This is a genomic window from Rhodoferax sp. ZS1R8 (assembly GCF_056521325.1).
On the sequence record NZ_JBWMBA010000003.1, the window covers coordinates 617,358 to 635,909 of the forward strand.

Here is an 18,552-nt window from a genome sequence, read left to right on the forward strand (position 1 = left end):
ACCGCAAGAGCGGGTTACCGCAGGACAGGGCCAACGGGGTCGACTGACACGCGCACCTGTAGGTACGGACCGGGGTTTTCGCGCATCAGGGTGGTGTAGGTCTGGCCACGGTAGTCGTAAGCCACGCTGTAACCGGTCAGGCGTGCCTGGACATCGTTGACCACTTGGCAGCGGTTGACCTGGCGCGGGGCTTCCTGGACTTGCGCGTAGCGGTAATTGTTATTGCTGGCAATGCGGTCGCCGGCAATGGCTCCCACCAGCGCGCCGAAGGCTGTGGCAGCCTCGCGACCCCCGCCCCCGCTGCCGCGGCCAACCTGGTTACCCACCACGCCACCGGCCAGCGCACCCAGTGCCACGCCTCCATAGTGAGGGCCTTCGTTGTAGACGCGCGGGGGCGGAGTCACCCAATCGGTGCGGCACTCTTCGCGCGGCACGGTGACGTTTTCATACTGCGGCTCGGCGCTGCGCACGCGGGCGTTGTCAAAGAAGGTGTCTGCCTGCGCAACAAAAGCGCCAACAGTACATGCGAGAGCGATAGCAAGACGTTTCATAGGATGCCTCTTTGGGTTGGTATGGGGGCATCTTGCGCGGGACTGGGTGAACGGTAGCTGAATGGATGTGGGAAAACGGCATGCTCTGAATCCGTCCACCGGTTCGATTCGCTTATGTCGGAGCGACGCGCTGGATTCAGCGGATAGAAAATTCTGCTGCCCTGCTTCGGCGCTTCTCCGCCAACGAGCAAGAGGACTTCATTGCCGCTGTTATTGATGAAGCAGTGCGAAATGCCAGTGCCGGCCGGAAACGCCGCCAGATCACCCGAGGGAATCGGGTAAATATAGCCGTCGATCCAAGCGGCTACTTCACCAATGACACAGACGAACTCCTCTGCATTCTCTTGTGCGTGCGGCCATGATGATCGTGCTATAGGAGAAAGCCGCTGAATGCTTAGCTGCGGTCATTGACAAACGCCTGCAACTGCAATGAAAAAACGGCCCTTGACGGGCCGTTTCAGGAAGAAGTGATTTACTTCTTTGAGGGCTTTGGTGCGGGCTTTTTAGCCTTGGCAAGAGCGCGCTTCTCTGGCGCTGCAGTTATCGCTGACTTCGCCGCAGCTTGAGCTTCCTTCAGGGTAGTGCGCTGAGCTTTGAGTGCATTCAGGGTCGCTGTGACCTTAGCAATCTTCTCATTGAGCTTTGCGATGGCCTTGACCTCTTTCGAGACCTTAACCACCTTCTTGGCGGCGGGTTTAGCGGAAGCCTTTGGAGCTTTAGCTGGGGCCTTCATTGGGGCCTTCGAGATGATTTTCTTTGCAGTTGCCATTTGGATTTACCTTTAAAAACTTCGCTTCTCATCGAGCGTAGTGCTACGTATTTTATAGCAAAAAGGGACGGCTCTATTGAACGACGTGGGCGCGCTTACGATGCGGGTAATGCCCAACCATCCTGGTGGCTCCATCCGGCTGGGCTAGCGGGACTTTTTGAGTTGGTCTTCGACGGCCTTGGCGGATGAACCGACCGCCTTTACCGCTTCCTTGAGTGCTTGAGCCGTGACACCGAATTTTTCAGTCCAGTACCGGACTTCATAGTCTTCGCTGGTGTTTATGCGGGAACTGTCTTGTGGCCGGTCTTCTGCCTGTTGTCGGACATGAGAGATCTCCTAGAGGGTGTAAGTCGATGCATGCTATGTCTGACTTACCGTTTTTTCTGTGCGATGGGCCACCCTGCCGCACAGCGAAGCGTCCGTCAGGTACTTCTCCAGCGCTTAGCGCAGACGGATACGCTATCAGTTGCTTCGCAAGTACCGGCCAGTCAGACTGCTCCCATTTTTAGCGACCTGTGCAGGTGTACCGGTGGCGACAATACGGCCTCCTTCGATACCTGCACCAGGCCCAATGTCGATGACCCAATCGCAATCCGCAACCACGCGCATGTCGTGCTCGACTAATACGATCGTGTTGCCGGCATCTGCCAAGGCGTGGAGTTGACCCATCAAGCGGTCCACGTCCGCAGGGTGCAGTCCGGTTGTCGGCTCGTCCAGCACATACAGCGTCTGGCCTTTGCTTTGTCCATGTAGTTCGGCAGTGAGCTTGATCCGCTGGGCTTCGCCGCCTGACAATTCTGTCGCAGGCTGTCCCAGGCGCAAGTAGCCCAGACCAATGTCGCGCAACAGCCTGAGCGGTTGGAGTACCGTGGGTTCAGTTGAAAAGAAGCTGCAGGCATCGTCCACCGTTAAGCGCAATACCTCAGCGATGTTCTTGCCTTTGTACTGCACCTCCAGCGTCTTTGCGTTGTAACGTGCCCCATGGCAAGTCGAGCAGGGCGCAAACACGCTGGGCATGAACAACAGTTCGATGCTGACAAAACCTTCACCATCGCAGGTCTCGCAGCGCCCACCCGCCACGTTGAAAGAAAACCGGCCAGCAGCCCAACGGTGTTTGCGCGCAGTTGCAGTCCCGGCAAACAGCTTGCGCACCGTATCGAATAGACCGGTATAGGTTGCCAAGTTGGAGCGTGGGGTGCGGCCAATGGGCTTTTGGTCCACCTGCACCAAGCGGCGGACTAACTCTAAATCGCCGCTGAGCTGTCCGTTGAGCACGACGGTGCGCGTGGGCACGGGTTCCTCCGCTTCGTCCTCGTCGGCCGGCGTTACTGCATGGCCCAAGTGGTTGGCCGCGAGTGTGACAAGCGCCTGCGTGACCAAGCTGGACTTGCCGGAGCCCGAGACGCCGGTAACTGCTGTGACCACTCCCAGCGGAAACGCCGCATCGACTTGACGGAGGTTGTTGCGATCCACGGCGGTCAGCTTCAACCAGCCTTGTGGCGACCGGAGTCCCCGCGTTTGAAGCGCTGGTTCGGCAAACAAATAGTGGGCAGTGTGCGATGTGGACACCGTGCGCAGGCCGTCAAGGGGACCGCTGTAGACGACCTCACCACCCTTTTCGCCGGCGCCGGGGCCGACGTCCACAATCCAGTCAGCCTGCCGCATCACTGCCAGGTCGTGTTCTACAACAAAGAGCGAGTTGCCGGCGGCAAGCAAGCGCTTCAACGCCGCCAGGAGAGCCTCGCTGTCGGCCGGATGCAGGCCTGCCGACGGCTCATCCAGCACGTAGACGACTCCAAACAGGTTCGACTGTATCTGGGTGGCCAGCCGCACCCTTTGCAGCTCGCCAGGAGACAACGTAGGCGTGCTGCGCTCCAATGACAGGTAGCCCAAGCCTAACTCCAGCAAGGTCTCAATACGGTCCAGCACATTGCGCGCAATGCGCTGGGCAGCGATGCGCTTTTCTTCAGAGAGGTCGGGCGTGCGCAGCACATCGTCAGCGCCCGCATGCGGTTCACCAGCTGCTATCCGGCGACGGGGCTTCGGTGCAGTATTTGCACGGGTTGCGTCGCCCTCCATTGAAGCGAACTGGCCTTGGGCCGCCGGACCCAGGACCCGGGCGACCTGGGTGAGCGGCAGTTGCGACAGCGCGCCAATATCAAAGCCCGCAAACGTGACGGACAGCGCCTCCGCCTTGAGCCGCTTGCCATGGCAACTGGGACACAGCTGCCCCTGCATGAACCGCGCGACACGCCGCTTCATCAGGGCGCTGGTGGTTGTGGCAAAGGTTTGCGCAACATACTTGCGGGCGCCGGTGAAGGTGCCCTGGTAGCTTGGCTGCATCTTGCGGCGCAACGCCGCTCGTGTTTCTGCCGGCGTAAACCCGGCGTACACCGGGACGGTAGGCTGCTCGTCGGTGAACAGTATCCAGTCTCGGTCTTTCTTAGGCAGGTCGCGCCACGGGGCGTCCACGTCGTAGCCCAGTGTGACGAGTATGTCGCGCAAGTTCTGCCCATGCCAAGCTGGCGGCCACACGGCCACAGCGCGCTCGCGAATCGAAAGAGAGTCGTCGGGGACCAGCAATTTTTCAGTAACCGCGTACACGTGGCCTTGTCCGTGGCATACCGGGCAAGCACCTTGCGGGGTTTGCGCAGAAAAGTCTTCGGCGAACAGCATGCTCTGCCCGGCGGGGTAAGTGCCAGCTCGGGAGTACAACATTCGTAGCAAATTGGAAATGGTGGAGATGGACCCCAGGGTGGAGCGCGTGCTTGTTCCGCCGCGCTGCTGCTGCAAGGCAACAGCGGGTGGAAGCCCCTCGATGCTGTCGACATCAGGTACACCTACTTGGTCTATAAAGCGTCGGGCGTAGGGCGATACAGAGTCAAAGTAACGCCGTTGTGCTTCAGCAAAGAGTGTTCCGAACGCCAATGAGGATTTGCCCGAGCCAGAAATACCTGAGAAGACCACAAGTGCGTTGCGAGGAATGTCCACGTTCACATCCTTCAGGTTGTGCTCGCGCGCACCTCTTACCTGAATAAAATCTGTCAGCGGTTTTGCGTCCGGCGCAGCGCTACCAAGGTCGCCTACTTTGCGTGATGCGCCGGTCTTCGTAGTCTTGTTTGCACCGCTACTGCGGGTACCCCTATTGGCCCGGGATTGTCGAGGCGTCGATCCTCCCGCGTTGGTACTCATTGAGCTACAGAGCCTTATGCGCTATCAGAGTCCCCGATAGCAAACTGGGTAGGTACATCTGATCGCTATTTGGATGCCTCATACGAAAGCAAAGTTCTCTCCACTGAATACAATGCATTAGGCTTCGATAGCAGAGGCTAGGCACGTCGAAGGCGTAGGCACCTGCAGCTTTTTGCAAATCAATGCGATCTTCTCTTCCAATGTGGCCCGCGTAAACGGCTTCACGATGTATCCGGAGGCGCCTTGCTGAGCAGCGTGTACTACGCTGCTCGCACTCGCCTCGGCAGTCACCAATAGAACTGGCAGAGGGTGGAGCCGGGGATCAGTGCGAATTGCCGTCAGTAATTGAAAACCGTCCAGACCAGGCAGCACGGTATCAGTGATCAAGAAGTCGAACTTCTTGGCCTTCAGTTTTTGCAGCGCGGCGGCACCGTTGTCGACCTCGTGGATTTCAGAGAAACCGCAGTCCGACAACATGCCGCGGATAGTGCGTCGCATTGGCGAGTTCGCATCAGCGATCAAAAACATCGGGACTCGGGACATAGACATCCTTGTGAATAGGCGATGATTCAGCCTACTTTGGAGGCCTTTGCGCGTCTGTGTTCTCCAACACAAAACTCCATCCGCAATTCATCGTTGTTCGCCAGCACACCCAAGGACTGCAACGCTGATGAAGAGTTTCGCGACGCCCAGAACCTGAACCCAAAGGACTCGCCCTTAAGGGCAACCTTTATTCAAGCCATGGCCACCATAAATACGTGGCTCGAAGTGGTCCTTCAAATATTAACACCCGGCTTACCGGGACTGTCCTCTCAATTGATGCATGGACTCCCCCGAACAATGGCGCGTGGTTGAAACACACCGCCTCACACGCACCCAGTTTGAACGCTGGTTTGCCAACCGAGATGTGAATCTGGTGATCATGGAAGCCTGTGGATCGGCCCACCATTGGGGGCGTTGGCTCAATGGCCTGGGCATTGAGGTATGTTGCCGCCGCCGAAAACTGACCACCATTGTTTCGCAGATTCACAATTTCTTCATTCACCGATTAGTAGACGAGCGGGACCTCATGCTGCTTGACAACACGATCAGCACTAGAAACAGAGCAAATACACGACTACTCCACGGTGACGCTCTTTGCCAGATTCCTAGGTTTGTCTACGTCAGTTCCCCGCGCGCAAGCAGCGTGGTATGCCAGCAATTGCAGCGGCACGACGTGGAGTAACGGCGACAACTCGCCGTAGTGCTCAGGCATTCTGATCACGTGCATGCCCTCACCGCTCTCGATGCGTGTGTCGGCGTCCGCCAGCACATACAACACCCCTCCTCGGGCCCGGACTTCGTGCAGGTTGCTCTTGAGTTTTTCCAGCAGCGCGTCATTTGGAGCAACGGTCACTACCGGCATTTCGCTGGTCACCAGAGCCAGCGGGCCGTGCTTGAGCTCGCCAGCGGCGTACGCCTCGGCGTGGATATAGGTGATCTCCTTGAGTTTGAGCGCCCCTTCCATTGCAATCGGGTAGTGCAAGCCGCGGCCAAGGAACAGCGCGTTTTCCTTCTTGGCAAAGTCTTCCGACCAGCTGATGATTTGCGGCTCCAGCGCGAGTACGGCCTGCAACGCGGCCGGTAGGTGGCGCATGGCCTTCAGGTGGCGTTGCTCTTCACTGTCGGACAGGCGCCCCTTGGCCTGCGCCAGTGCCAGCGTCAGTAGAAACAAGCCGGCCAACTGCGTGGTGAAGGCCTTGGTGGAGGCCACACCGATTTCGACACCGGCGCGCGTCACGTAGGCCAGGCTACATTCGCGCACCATGGCGCTCGTCGCCACATTGCAGATAGTCAGCGTATGGCGCATGCCCAGGCTTTGGGCGTGGCGCAACGCGGCCAGCGTGTCCGCGGTCTCGCCCGACTGTGTGATGGTGACGACCAACGTCTTGGGGTTGGGCACGGATTCGCGGTAGCGGTACTCGCTGGCTACCTCCACTTGGGTCGGCACCTTGGCAATGCTCTCCAGCCAGTACTTGGCGGTGCAGCCACTGTAGTAGCTGGTGCCGCACGCCAGAATCAGCACCGAGTCAATCTCTGCAAATACGCGCGCGGCGTTGGCGCCCGGCTTGTGGTTCATTTGCAAGTCGAACAGCTCGGGGACTATGCCCTCGACGCCTTCGAGCGTATCGGCAATGGCGCGGGGCTGCTCAAAGATCTCTTTCTGCATGTAGTGGCGGTACGGACCCAGCTCGGCCGCGCCGCTATGCGCCAACACAGTCTTGACCGGGCGCTGCGCGGGGGTTACAGCCTTTCGCGCCTTGTCGAGCAACCAGTATTTGCCCAGCTGCACGTCCACCATATCGCCCTCGTCCAGGTACACGATCTGGTCGGTGACGCCCGCCAGGGCCATCGCATCGCTGGCCAAAAAATGCTCTTGCCCGTCCTTGCCAACACCTAGGATCAGCGGCGAACCGGCGCGAGCGCCAATCAGGCGGTGCGGCTCGTCCTTGCAAAACACGGCGATAGCATAGGCTCCATGCAGTTGGCCGATAGCCGCCTGTACAGCTTCGAACAGATCGCCGTTGTACAAACTGTCCACCAGATGTGCAATGACTTCGGTGTCCGTCTGGCTGACAAATCCATAGCCCTTGGCCTTCAACGTGGCGCGCAACTCATCGTGGTTTTCGATGATTCCGTTGTGTACCAACGCGATCCGGCCGGGCCGCTGGTGCGCGTCGGCCCCTGAGCCATGGCTGAAGTGGGGGTGTGCATTGCTGACCGATGGTGCGCCGTGTGTGGCCCACCGGGTGTGGGCGATCCCAAGGTTACCTGCCAAGCCGGCTGAATCGCCTCCGGCAGCGACCTGTGCTGCCAGCTCCGCAACGCGCGATGTACTGCGTGCCCGACGCAGGCCAGAGTGGCCCGCATCCTGCGCGTAAACGGCGACGCCGCAGGAGTCATAACCCCGGTATTCCAGACGTTCCAGCCCCTGAACGAGGACCGGAACAATATTGCGAGTCGAAACCGCACCAACAATGCCACACATACGCACACTCCCGTTTGAAAATTCGAAGATAGGGAATCGTAGTGCCGCATTTAAGAAATTTATTTCCTAAATTTTATGAATATTGAATAATAATTTCACTAGATCCCGAAAGTGTAATTTTTATCCAAATTTTATTTTATAAATGAAATCAACATCCATAGACGAAGTGGACAAACAACTTCTGGCGCTTCTGCAAAAGGACGCCAGCTTGAGCAACCAGGCACTCGCTGAGCAGGTCTGCACATCGCCACCGACCTGTCTGCGGCGCGTCAAGCGACTGCACGAAGCCGGGCTCATCGAACGCCACATCGTTATCCTGAACCCGGAAAAGATGGCCAATACGCTGGGCTTCGGTCTAACCGCTATTGTGGAGATCACATTGGACCGACAAGACGCACAAGCCTTAGGAAATTTTGAGGCACGGGTTGCAGACGATCCCGCGGTGCAGCAGTGCTACCGCGTGTCACCCGGACCCGATTTTGTGCTGGTGGTCCACGCAGCCAACATGCCAGCTTACCAGGCGCTAACACAGCGGCTCTTCACCAGCGATGCCAATGTGCGCAATACCAAGGCCTTCTTCAGTATCAAACGCAGCAAGTTTGGAGCTGAGTTGCCGTTGGTGTGAGCCGACGCTCAGCTGCCGGACATTCAGGCTAGATCAGAGGTACGTTTTACGACGACGTGCAGTCGTTCCCAAAAGACCAAGTCCCGCAAGCATCATGGCAAAAGACTCCGGCTCTGGTACAGAAGGTGTTACGGCCAACGCCACATTGTCAATAAAGGCCGACGTATCGGAAGCATTGTTCAGATTTGTGCCGGCGAAGCTTATCGTATGGGAACCCGCAGCTTGGTTATTCACAGTGAACGAATAGGAACTCCAGGTATCCCCGGGCGTGCCAGACCAAATAGTATTGCCGTCGAACAACACTGAGACAGTTTGCGGACCACCAACTCGGTAATTAGTACGTTGCTCCAAATCATAGGAAAATGTGTAGCTACCGGCAACGGCGTCAAACGTTTGGCTTATCGACGCCCCGGAAAGCCGCAGGAAGCCATAGACGTCTCCGTCCTTAGCCGTGCCGCTCCACAATTGTGGGCCAGTCGTAATGGAATACGACAGACCGGATGTATAAGAAAAGGACCAACCAGGCGCCTCCACGGCCACGGGGCCGTAACCGACCGATTGATTAAAAGCCGCATCTCCGTAGAGATATCCCACCCAGCTTTGACTTAAATTTTGGGATTCGAAGCTTCCGTTAGCGAAGGGCGCTGCATTCGCGAAACCTGAAATAACTACAGCGAAAGCCAACAGAGCGGCGCGAAAAGTGTTTGTCATGTTTGAATACAGTTTGGTTGACGGGTTAATGTGCCAAGCGGCACAGCCGCGGATTGTCCTGTCCAGTGAGTTTTCGGCAATAGGCCGTTCGACTAGGCAAGGGATGGATCTAGACCAGTTGCCACTCGGGTAGACTGCTTTGACCCACAGTCGGCCCAACATGGGCTTTGCAAGACAAGCAGGTGCAGACTTGAATTTGGTCCTGGAGATCGACAAACTTTGCCAGATGGCTTGGCTGTTCTACGAGCAGGGCGAGTTGGACAAGGCCATCGCCAGTGCCCGAGACGCTTGGCAGCAGGCACAGCATCCCATGCAGAGAGTGAGCAGTTGCGCAGCACTGGGCTGGTTTCTCATCGAAAAGGGAGACTTGCAGGCCGCCGCCGATGTGCTGACTCCCGCCCTTGCCAGCTTCCCGGAACAAGCAGTCTTGCAATGGCGTGTCGGGATTCTGGCGCTCAAGGAGGGACAGCTCGACGCGGCCGTACAGCATCTTGATCGGGCCTTGGCCATTAACCCTGCGCTTGACGATGCCGCAGCCACACTCGCGTGGCTACACCATGACCAGGGCCAAATGGCGCAGGCCACGGCTTGGATACGGCACGCATTGGATCGGCGGTCAACCCCCGAGCGGCAAACACAGTTGGGCTGGTTTTTGTTGCTGCAGGGGCAGCCAGCGCAGGCCATCCCGCTGTTAGAAGAATCACTGCAGACAGCTCCACAGTCCGAAACAACCTACGTGCATCTGGCGCGAGCGCTCAACGAAGAAGGCCAGCACCGCCAAGCCCATCGCATTTTGCAAAGCGCTGTGCAACTTTTCCCCCAATCACAGCAAGTTCTGTTGGCCATGGCTTGGCACTACCGGGACGCACAAGCGTTTGCAGAGGTGAAAGACATTGCCGAACAGTTGATCAAGCGGCAACCCGAGTGTGCTGACGCCCATTTATTGATGGGGATCGCCGAACAGGGCTTGGGCAACAACGAGACTGCTGCAGATCACTTCCGCGGGGCGCTGGTTGCTGACCCAGCCACCGCCGATGCAGCGATCATGCTCGCCCGGTACCTGCGCGCCAGGCATCAATTCGCCGACGCTGCTGCCGTCATTTCTGCCGCCCTAGATCGCCAGCCCCATCACGCGCAGCTGGGCGAATGGCAAGTGCAAACGGCACTGGATATCGGAGACATCGCCGCTGCGCGACGCCGCGTTCATCAGCTGCTGGCCAAGGACCGCGCCAATGAATTTCTATGGTATTTGCTCGCGCAAACTTTGCAAAAACGTGGACGAATTGGCGCTGCTAGGGTAGCTGTGCACCGGGCCTTGCGGCACCAGGTCTACCGGCCGGAGGCCTGGATTTTGGCAGCCTGGTTAGGCGTAGAAAGCGGTCAGCTGGACGATGCCCGTAGCGCATTAAAGCAGTTGCAGATCCGGTGCCCCAACCTGCCCGATCTCGGTGTACAAGTAGCGTTCATTCTGGTAGCGTGCCATGACACACTCGAGGCGGCAGTGCTGGCAGGAGCGGCAGTAGCGCAACATCCACGGTCGTCCCAAGCTCTCCACGCACTCGGCCACGTGCGCCATGCACAGGGGCATTTGCGAGAGGCCGAGCGCCTCACGCGGTTGGCGCTGGCATGTGAGCCTGACTTTGCCGCACCACTTTTTCAACAACTGGGGTGGATACTGCGCGGCGGTGGAAGATTTGGGGAGGCAGCCCGAGCGTTCCAGCAAGCCTGCGCTGCGGACGCCCAAAACCCCGTTTGTCTCCACGAGTGGGCAGAGACACAGGCCTTCGCCGGAGACCCGGATGCGGCCGTGGCCACCCTGCTACAGGCCCGTTGCGCACATCCGGACGATCCCCATCTAAAACTGCTGCATGCGAAGTTATTGCTGGATCGCGGGTCCGACCACTGGGCAAACTCGGCCGCTGTTTGCACCGAACTGTTGCGCCATCGCAAGTTGGTCGAAAAGACTGCGCCGCTGTTAATGACTATGGCGGCCCAAGGCAACCGAAAGGCGTTGAAGTCACTGACTGGCCTGCCACGCGCGCAAAGGCTCAGCCTCTATAAATCAGCCTTGGACTCATGCCAAGCGCGGGGTACCCATCTCGAATTTCTCGCTCTCATTGAGTTAGCAAACAACGATTTTCCGGATGACGGGTTCCTGCAGGCGTCGGCACTATATGCGCTGGGTACGCAAAGCTCGGTGTCCGCATCAGAGCTGGCTCTCCGATCTCGTAAATGGAATCGGCAGTTGGTGATGCAATGTGGCGCTTATCCCCTTGCACAGCGTGCGCCGGACCGGTTTGCCCCAAAGCGGTTGCGTATCGCGTATGTCGCAGCGCACTTTCACCGATCGCTGCTGACAGGCGTACTGGCAGCACACAACTTCGATACAGTAGACGTCTTCTTGTACTGCGACGTCGCACGCGATAGCCTGGGTGGCCTTGCCGAAAAAGTGTATTTGGAGGCGTTGGAAGGGCAAGACCTAGCGGCATCGATGCATGTCAACCAGATCGACGTTGCGATAGATACGGTGGGAGTGGCGCCTTTCCTGGGTCAGGACGAAGTTCTGCGGCAATTTGCCCACAGGGTTGCGCCGGTTCAATGCGCCTGGTTGGGCACATGGTGCAGTGGTGGCGGCGTTTTTGACCACATGCTGTCCGATGTCTATGCCGTGCCCGAACCCAACGATGCCTACTACGAAGAAAGGATCACTAGGATACCCGGGGGTCAATGGTGTTGGCAGCCACCGCCTTGCTCGCCACCGATCACGCCCCTTCCACGACTTGCAAGCGCGAACATCACCCTGGGCTGCGCCGTGAGAGCCTTTCGTATAACGCCGAGGACTCTAGAGGTCTGGTGCCGGCTACTTCAGCGCTTACCCGGCGCGAGCCTGGTGTTCATGGGTGAGCACGGTCAGAGCGCGCAGTTCGGCAGTGACCTCAATCGTGTGCTGTTCGCCGGCGGGGTGGATCGCAACCGCGTGTCGTTCAGAGCGCAACGTGCATACCAAGACTACCTGTCCGGCTATTACGACATTGATATTGCGTTGGACAGCTTTCCGGCTAACGGCGGCCTTTGCCTGCTGGATGCGCTGTGGATGGGGGTTCCATTCGTTACCCTGGCCGGCAACTGGCCTGGAGCTCGGCAAGGCATCTCCATTCTTGGATCCCTGGGGCATACAGAGTGGGCGGCGTCGGACGAAGCCGGCTATATCGACACCGTGTGCGCGCTAGCAGCCGATTTCGAATCGCTGGCCAGTTTGCGCGCGCGTCTGCGCAGCGAAGTTGCAGCATCGCAACTGGTCCGGGGTGCACGGGTTGCCCAAGCCATAGAATCAGCATGCGAGCAGTGGAAGCAAAGCGCACAGGCTGTGTCGGACGCGCCAAGTCCCAAGGAGCGCGTTCGCGCCATGGCTCAGCGCCAATGGGAAGGTTGGTTGAGAAACGGCGCTCGCCTGGACTTTGCGCCGCCCCCTATAGGTACTGCACCCCCGATAGACGTCTCTGTGGTGATCGTGCTGTTCAAACAGGCCGGTTTGGCGCGACAGGCCTTATCTGCGTTGGCTGATCAGTCAGACGTGCACTTCGAAACCATCATCGTGGACAACGCGTCGGGCACGGACACCGAGCGTTTGCTAGACCGCCTGAATGGTGCCCGCATCGTCCGCAATGCCGACAACCTCGGTTTTCTGTACGCCGCCAACCAAGGGGCGGCATTGGCAAGCGGCAGACACATCCTGTTCCTGAACAGCGACGCGATTCTGCAGGCCGGTGCCCTGCGCCAGGCCTTGGCTCGTTTGGATTCGGATCAGAGCATCGGAGCAGTGGGCGGGCGCATCGTGCTGGCCGACGGGAGCCTGCAGGAAGCCGGATGCATCGCCTACGCGGGTGGTGCAACAGCAGGCTATGGCCGTGGGCAAGACCCTAAGCTTCCAGCGTTTAGCTTTGTGCGCGACGTAGACTTCTGCTCCGGCGCATTCCTAATGGTTCGTCACGAGGTGTGGACGACGTTGGGCGGCTTCGACCCGACCTTCGCACCCGCTTACTACGAGGACTCCGATCTTTGCATGCGCATGCGGGACGCGGGTCACCGAGTGGTCTATGACCCCAGCGTGTGGATCTCGCACTTCGAGTGGGGGAGCGCAGCATCGAACCAGGATGCGGTCGCGATGATAGAGAACAACTGCAAGCGCTTCAGCGCACGCCACCAGAAGCGCCTGGCCGATAGGCCCGGGCCTCTGCAGGCGTCGCCGCACCTGGACCGATGGCGGGTCGTGCGCAGGACTCGCGTTCTGGTCATCGACAACTGCGTGCCGCACGCCCCGGCCGGCGGTGGTCTGCCCCGCGCGAGAATCATTCTGCAGGCGTTGGCAAGCTCCTGCGACGTGACACTGTTTCCCATGTGGGAGATCCACGAAGATTGGCGCGCGGTCTACACCACAGTGCCGGAGACGGTGGAAGTCATGCTGGACGTTGGCGCAGCGGGCCTTGAAGAATTCTTGCTGCAGCGTGTTGGGGTGTATGACTTTGTGCTGGTCAGCCGCTCGCCCAATATGGTGATCGTGGACGCATTGCGAATCAGGTGTCCGAAGCTGTTCATCGGCATGAAAGTCATCTATGACACAGAGGCCCTATTTGCATTACGCGACATCGCCAAGGCCGCTTTGAGCGGCAATCCCCTTCCCCCACAGGCTGCACAAGAGTTGCTGCAAAGGGAATTGGCGCTGACGCTGAGGGCAGACGCCGTCATTTGTGTATCGGCTAGCGAAGCCCACATCGTCCGCACGGCCGGCGCGAGCAGGGTTCACCTTCTGACGCATGCAATGGAAACCCGGGCAGAAACGCCCGACTGGACACAACGCGAGGGTTTGCTCTTTGTGGGTGCAGTGCATGCGGGCACGCCTAATGAAGACAGCCTGCTGTGGTTCTGCAACGAAGTCCTGCCGCTTCTACACGCCGAGCATACGCTCGACCTGCACCTGGATATCGTCGGTGACTGTACATCGGGCCCCGTAGCCGCCCTGGCCAGTGACCGCATCCAGCTCGTGGGACGCGTCAAAGACTTGGCACCGTGTTACGACCAGCACCGAGTATTTGTTGCGCCCACGCGCTTTGCAGCCGGTGTACCAGCCAAGGTCATCGAGGCTGGCTGCAACGGCATTCCTGTCGTGGCAACTCCACTGCTCGTAGACCAGCTGGGATGGCAAGCCGGGCAGGAGATCCTGGCCGCCGATGGCGCACGGGCGTTTGCTGCAGCAATCGCAGTGCTGTACACAGACGCTGCAAAGTGGCGCAAGATATGCCATGCAATGCAGCGCAAGACCCGCGAGGCCTATGCAACCCAGCCCTTTGAGGCAGCGCTGCGCGGCCTTTTCACGCACTAGCGAAACACAGGTAGTATGGCTGCCACTGTGATACCGCTACGCAAAACCGTTCAATCCTTCGACTTGTTTGATACGCTGGTTGCGCGTGCCTGCATCAGCCCGGTCAACCTGTTTTCCGATTTAGGCCTTGCAATGGGTCTTGCAGACTTTTCAACGGCGCGCATGCAGGCCGAACAGGCAGTCTTTTCCACTGGCGAAAGTTTTGACCTGTCTACGATCTACCGTCGGCTGTGCGCTACGGGCTACTGCGAAGCACACGTGGCCAAAAGGCTGATGGCGGCGGAAATCGAGGCAGAGTTCGACAATGCGATTCCCATCGCAGAAAACATCGCAGCCGTACGCGATTTCGATCTGGTGGTGTCTGACATGTACTTGCCTGCTACCATCCTGCGCAGCCTGCTGCAGCACGTGGGACTGCGCCGGTTCGTACACCTGTTCGTCAGCAATGCCGGCAAGCACCAGGCAACCATCTGGCCGCAACTGACCAAACGCTGGTTGATTCTCCGGCATCTTGGGGACAACGCGCATGCAGACGTAGAACAGCCGCAGCGGTTCGGCATTCCGACCAGCCATTACACCGGCGCAGCTCAGAGTGGCACAGAACAGTATCTCGACGGCATTGGGTTGCCAACCATCAGCCGAATGGTTCGCCGGCTACGCCTGGCCAACCCGTATGTACCCGACACGCTGGAAGCAGAGCTGTGGAACCACTTCGTCGGATTTAATATTCCCCTACTGTGTACCGCCACCAAAGCGGTCCGCATGCAACGTGAAGTTTGTGGAAAGAAGAATATTCTGTTCCTGTCACGGGACTGCCAGTTTTTAAGTGAAATATTCCTGGCGCTCCATCCCGAGGAGGACTCAGATCTGGTCCATGTATCCAGAGCCGCCTTGGCTGCGGATGTCGAAGGGTTTGCCCGTTACTTCAACAAGCACGGCCTCGACCAGGCACTGGTCTGTGACCTTGTGTCGACGGGACTTTCCTGGTGGCGGTTCAGCCAGTCAACGGCACAGCCCATAGATTTTTTTGCACTGGTCCACATTGACAACCATCAATACCAGGCATTCGACAGCCTTGCGTTGGAGCGGGATCCCCATTTCCGATTCCAGTCGGCGATACGCACCAGCGAACTCGACAAATGGAGCTTGGCCATCGAGATGCTCAACACCGCCCCACATGGCACCGCCACCGGCCTAGACCCGATCGGCGATGACTTTGCTCCACGCTTTGAAGCGCAACATGAATTGCCACCTGCGCTACTGCAAACCCTGACACTCGCCCAAGCTGCGGCCATGCAATGTGTGCAGGCGCAGCGCAACGCCATCCGCCAGGAACTAGCCCAATTGCGCAATGGAAATGCGGTGATCGCGGCCATGGTCAACCGCCTCAGCGCAACGGACTGGATCAACCGCTTCTCCAGCTATGCCATATGCCAATCCATGAACTAACCCATTTGGCTAACCAGGCTGGCAGCGACAAGGGCGACTCTGTATTGTGCGCCCACGGCTACACGCGAATCTATGCCGCCTTGTTGGAACGTGTGCGTCATCTACCGATCCGCATCCTGGAAATCGGTCTGGTACATGGCCAAACCCAGGAGGACAGGCGGGGCCGGTTAGCCGAAATCGGATGCCCAAGCTTGCGCATGTGGGCCCAATACCTGCCGCAGGCCAGCATATTTGGTCTGGACATCGAGGATTTTCGCCAGCTATCGGAGCCGCGCATACACATCTTCCAGGGAGACCAATCCAACCCTGCCGACCTGGCAACGTTGGTCGAGCAGACGGGTGGCGCCTTTGACATCATCATTGACGACGGCAGCCACGCCTCCCACCACCAGCAAATTGCGCTTGCAAACTTGTTTTCGCACCTGGCGCCGGGTGGCATCTACTGCATCGAAGACCTGCACTACCAGCCCGCCGACCTGGAGTTGCCCGGCATTTCCACCACCCGGGAGTTTCTCCGTGACCTGCGGTTTGGTCGCAGTGGTGCCCGCCTGGCCATTGACCAGCAGGGCCTGGCCACGCTGCTGGGCCAGTTGGCGTCCGCGCATTGCTTCGACAGCCAATCCTCGCGCTGGTCCCTGGCCCAGCGCGAGGACGCCTTGGCGGTTTTAGTCAAGAGGGGCGAACACCCACTGCTGGGCCATGCCGTCAACCACATCAGTGCGAGCACCCAGTCGCCCCCTCTCCCGCCGGTGCCTGCGCAGCGCCTTGTTTCGCCACCATCCTTCTTTGGCCATACGGCCATCCACGGCCAGACCATTTATGGTGGTTACACGGCCGCACAGCTGGATCCTACCTATCTGGTGGTCACAGGCAACAACCGGGGATTAAGGCCGGCTGCTAATACGTCTACACAGCAAACCGGTCGCTACCGACCGGGCGACCCCATCGATTTTCGCCTGGGGGGCAATGCCCCCCTGTACCAACGCCAGGGTTGGGATTTTTCATCCGATGGCGGCACCTGGACCATTGCGTCCAGCGCCCAGTTGTCGTTAACCTTGGTCACTGGGTGTGAAGATGGCAAGGATCTGGTGATCGAAATTCTGGCCCAAGGGCTGGTCGGGCCGCAGCACCCGACGACCCAAGCGGAACTCTTGGTCAACGGCACCGTCGCAACCACACTGGTATGTGGACACCAGACCCTGCACACCGTACGGGTCGCGGCGCCGCACTTGGCAGACGGCGCAACCATGTTGCTTGACTTCCGGCCGCTAAACCCGATTTCGCCCCATGCTCTGGGTAACTCCGACGACAAACGCGAGTTGGGCTTATTGGTAACACACCTGAGTCTCAGCTATTCAACATGAAGGCTTCCTGCTATATTGTTTCCCTGCTGGTCAGATCTTTCCCGTTTGGAGCGAACTCCTACGGGAAACCGCGCGGCCTTCTTTCAGGGATATGAACCATGATTGATCAACGGACACCCATTTTGGCCAAGCACCTGGCGCCAATAGCGCTATGTCTTTCGGCAATCGCGGCCCCGGCTATCGCCCAAAACACACCCGCACCCCAAGAAATCGAACAGGCCTTCCAGGAGGTGATTGGCAAGGCAGGCTCCGTCGAGGCCCATAGCAAATACGCCAGCCTGCTGGTTCGCTCCGGCAACTTCGAAGGCGGTATCGCCGCGCTGGAAAGTTTGCTGGTGTCGCCAGACGCTTCAGCCAGCATCCGTCTGGAGCTGGGTGTACTGTATTTCCGGCTCGGTTCTTACGCCATTGCAGAAACCTATCTGCGCGCAGCCATCGCTGACCCTCGCCTGGACCCGCAACAAAAGAGCCAGGCGGAATTGCTGCTGCGTGAAGTGCTGGCCCGCAACCAGCGGTCGCAGGTGTCCGGCAGCATCCTGCTGGGGGTGCGATCTCAAAGCAATCCAACAGCGGCGTCTGATAGCGGTACCGTGTACTACCTGGGCAATGCTGTGGCACGCGGCCGAGACGCCGGACCCAGGTCGGACACAGACGTACATGCATGGGCCGCGCTGAATCACGCATTTGACCTGGACCAGCAAAACGAAGCCTCCATCGTCACATCGGTTGTGGCCTTTGCCAACCACTACAGTTCGGTCGGCAGCTACAACAGCGAAGCTGGATCGGGCAAGCCAACGGACGTGGCATTGGTTGCCGGTAGCACCGGCGTACGCTTCAAACCCATACGTCTGTCGGCACCGACACTTAACCTCCGCCCCCATCTTATATTTGGCACCGCAGCGGCCAACGGCAATGTGTATTTCAACGCGGGTGGCTGGGGCGTGGACGGAGACTTCCGCACATCCGAAACCGTGTTGTGGGGCGGCGCTTATGAAAACAGCCGCCTTGCGTTTTCGTCGCGCAACGATGTCGCCAACTCGGTAGTACTGGGCGGATCGCGCCAAGGCCTGAAGGTCAACGCCACGGTGGAAACGGGGGTCAACCAGTTCCTGGTCGCAGAACTGGGTTATGTTGATTTTGACGGCAATGCCCCCCATACCGCATTCAAAGGCCCGCAGGTCCGGCTCGCATACACACTTAGCTATGCATCACCCACTTCGTCCACGGGCCTGCCCTGGACGACTACTCTTTCCGTCAATGCACTGCAGCGCGACTACCGCGGTGCCGACCCCACGGTCGATGCCCGCACGGTACGCAAAGACACAGAATGGCGCTGGACTGCGGTTCAGCTGATACCCGTCACACGGGACCTTTCCGTGCAGTTGCAGTTGGACTACGCCAACACGCCCTCCAATATTCCGAACTACACCAACACCAACACCGCTGGCACAGTGGGTGTGGTCTGGAAATACTGACCCCTGGC

The 18,552-nt window shown here is 58.8% G+C and carries 13 protein-coding genes; 5 read left to right on the top strand and 8 right to left on the bottom strand.

The window, feature by feature from the left end; genetic code table 11:
* Positions 1–14 precede the first annotated feature (14 nt).
* The 7 genes from AC097P_RS13770 to glmS all read right to left on the bottom strand — a co-directional run bounded on the left by AC097P_RS13770 (position 15) and on the right by glmS (position 7,540).
* Entirely contained in the window at positions 15–551 is a 537-nt protein-coding gene (locus AC097P_RS13770; RefSeq protein ID WP_479610981.1) for a glycine zipper 2TM domain-containing protein, read from the bottom strand.
* Entirely contained in the window at positions 548–943 is a 396-nt protein-coding gene (locus AC097P_RS13775; RefSeq protein ID WP_479611077.1) for a cupin domain-containing protein, read from the bottom strand. Before AC097P_RS13775 ends, AC097P_RS13770 begins: the two co-directional genes overlap by 4 nt.
* 80 nt (positions 944–1,023) lie before the next feature.
* Positions 1,024–1,320 (bottom strand): hypothetical protein, encoded by a 297-nt coding sequence (locus AC097P_RS13780; RefSeq protein WP_479610982.1) that lies wholly within the window; start codon positions 1,318–1,320, stop codon positions 1,024–1,026.
* Positions 1,321–1,464: 144 nt separating this feature from the next.
* Positions 1,465–1,653: a DUF3606 domain-containing protein gene (locus AC097P_RS13785; RefSeq protein ID WP_479611078.1), complete on the bottom strand. Its 189-nt coding sequence runs from the start codon at positions 1,651–1,653 to the stop codon at positions 1,465–1,467.
* 129 nt (positions 1,654–1,782) lie between these two features.
* Entirely contained in the window at positions 1,783–4,512 is a 2,730-nt protein-coding gene (locus tag AC097P_RS13790) for an excinuclease ABC subunit UvrA (protein ID WP_479610983.1), read from the bottom strand.
* Between the two features lie 117 nt (positions 4,513–4,629).
* Positions 4,630–5,055, bottom strand: a complete 426-nt coding sequence (locus AC097P_RS13795; RefSeq protein ID WP_479610984.1) for a response regulator — start codon at positions 5,053–5,055, stop codon at positions 4,630–4,632.
* Between the two features lie 574 nt (positions 5,056–5,629).
* The gene (gene glmS / locus AC097P_RS13800; protein WP_479610985.1) at positions 5,630–7,540 is read right to left on the bottom strand and encodes a glutamine--fructose-6-phosphate transaminase (isomerizing); all 1,911 of its coding nucleotides are present in this window, start codon (positions 7,538–7,540) and stop codon (positions 5,630–5,632) included.
* 142 nt (positions 7,541–7,682) lie between these two features.
* Here glmS and AC097P_RS13805 point away from each other — a divergent pair, with 142 nt between their 5' ends.
* A complete protein-coding gene (locus tag AC097P_RS13805; protein ID WP_479610986.1) occupies positions 7,683–8,165 on the top strand; it encodes an Lrp/AsnC family transcriptional regulator in 483 nt (160 codons plus the stop codon).
* 33 nt (positions 8,166–8,198) lie between these two features.
* On the opposite strand, the gene AC097P_RS13810 is transcribed toward AC097P_RS13805, so the two are convergent.
* A complete protein-coding gene (locus tag AC097P_RS13810) occupies positions 8,199–8,876 on the bottom strand; it encodes an FxDxF family PEP-CTERM protein (RefSeq protein WP_479610987.1) in 678 nt (225 codons plus the stop codon).
* Positions 8,877–9,066: 190 nt separating this feature from the next.
* Between AC097P_RS13810 and AC097P_RS13815 the strand changes: the two genes are divergently transcribed.
* The 4 genes from AC097P_RS13815 to AC097P_RS13830 all read left to right on the top strand — a co-directional run bounded on the left by AC097P_RS13815 (position 9,067) and on the right by AC097P_RS13830 (position 18,544).
* Positions 9,067–14,256 carry a tetratricopeptide repeat protein gene (locus tag AC097P_RS13815; RefSeq protein WP_479610988.1) on the top strand — a complete coding sequence of 1,730 codons (5,190 nt, stop codon included), beginning with the start codon at positions 9,067–9,069 and terminating at the stop codon, positions 14,254–14,256.
* Between the two features lie 15 nt (positions 14,257–14,271).
* A complete protein-coding gene (locus tag AC097P_RS13820; protein WP_479610989.1) occupies positions 14,272–15,705 on the top strand; it encodes a hypothetical protein in 1,434 nt (477 codons plus the stop codon).
* Positions 15,687–17,069, top strand: a complete 1,383-nt coding sequence (locus tag AC097P_RS13825) for a hypothetical protein (RefSeq protein WP_479610990.1) — start codon at positions 15,687–15,689, stop codon at positions 17,067–17,069. Before AC097P_RS13820 ends, AC097P_RS13825 begins: the two co-directional genes overlap by 19 nt.
* Positions 17,070–17,167: 98 nt before the next feature.
* Complete coding sequence (locus tag AC097P_RS13830; RefSeq protein WP_479610991.1) at positions 17,168–18,544, top strand: tetratricopeptide repeat protein; 1,377 nt, start codon at positions 17,168–17,170, stop codon at positions 18,542–18,544.
* The last annotated feature ends 8 nt before the right edge of the window (positions 18,545–18,552 follow it).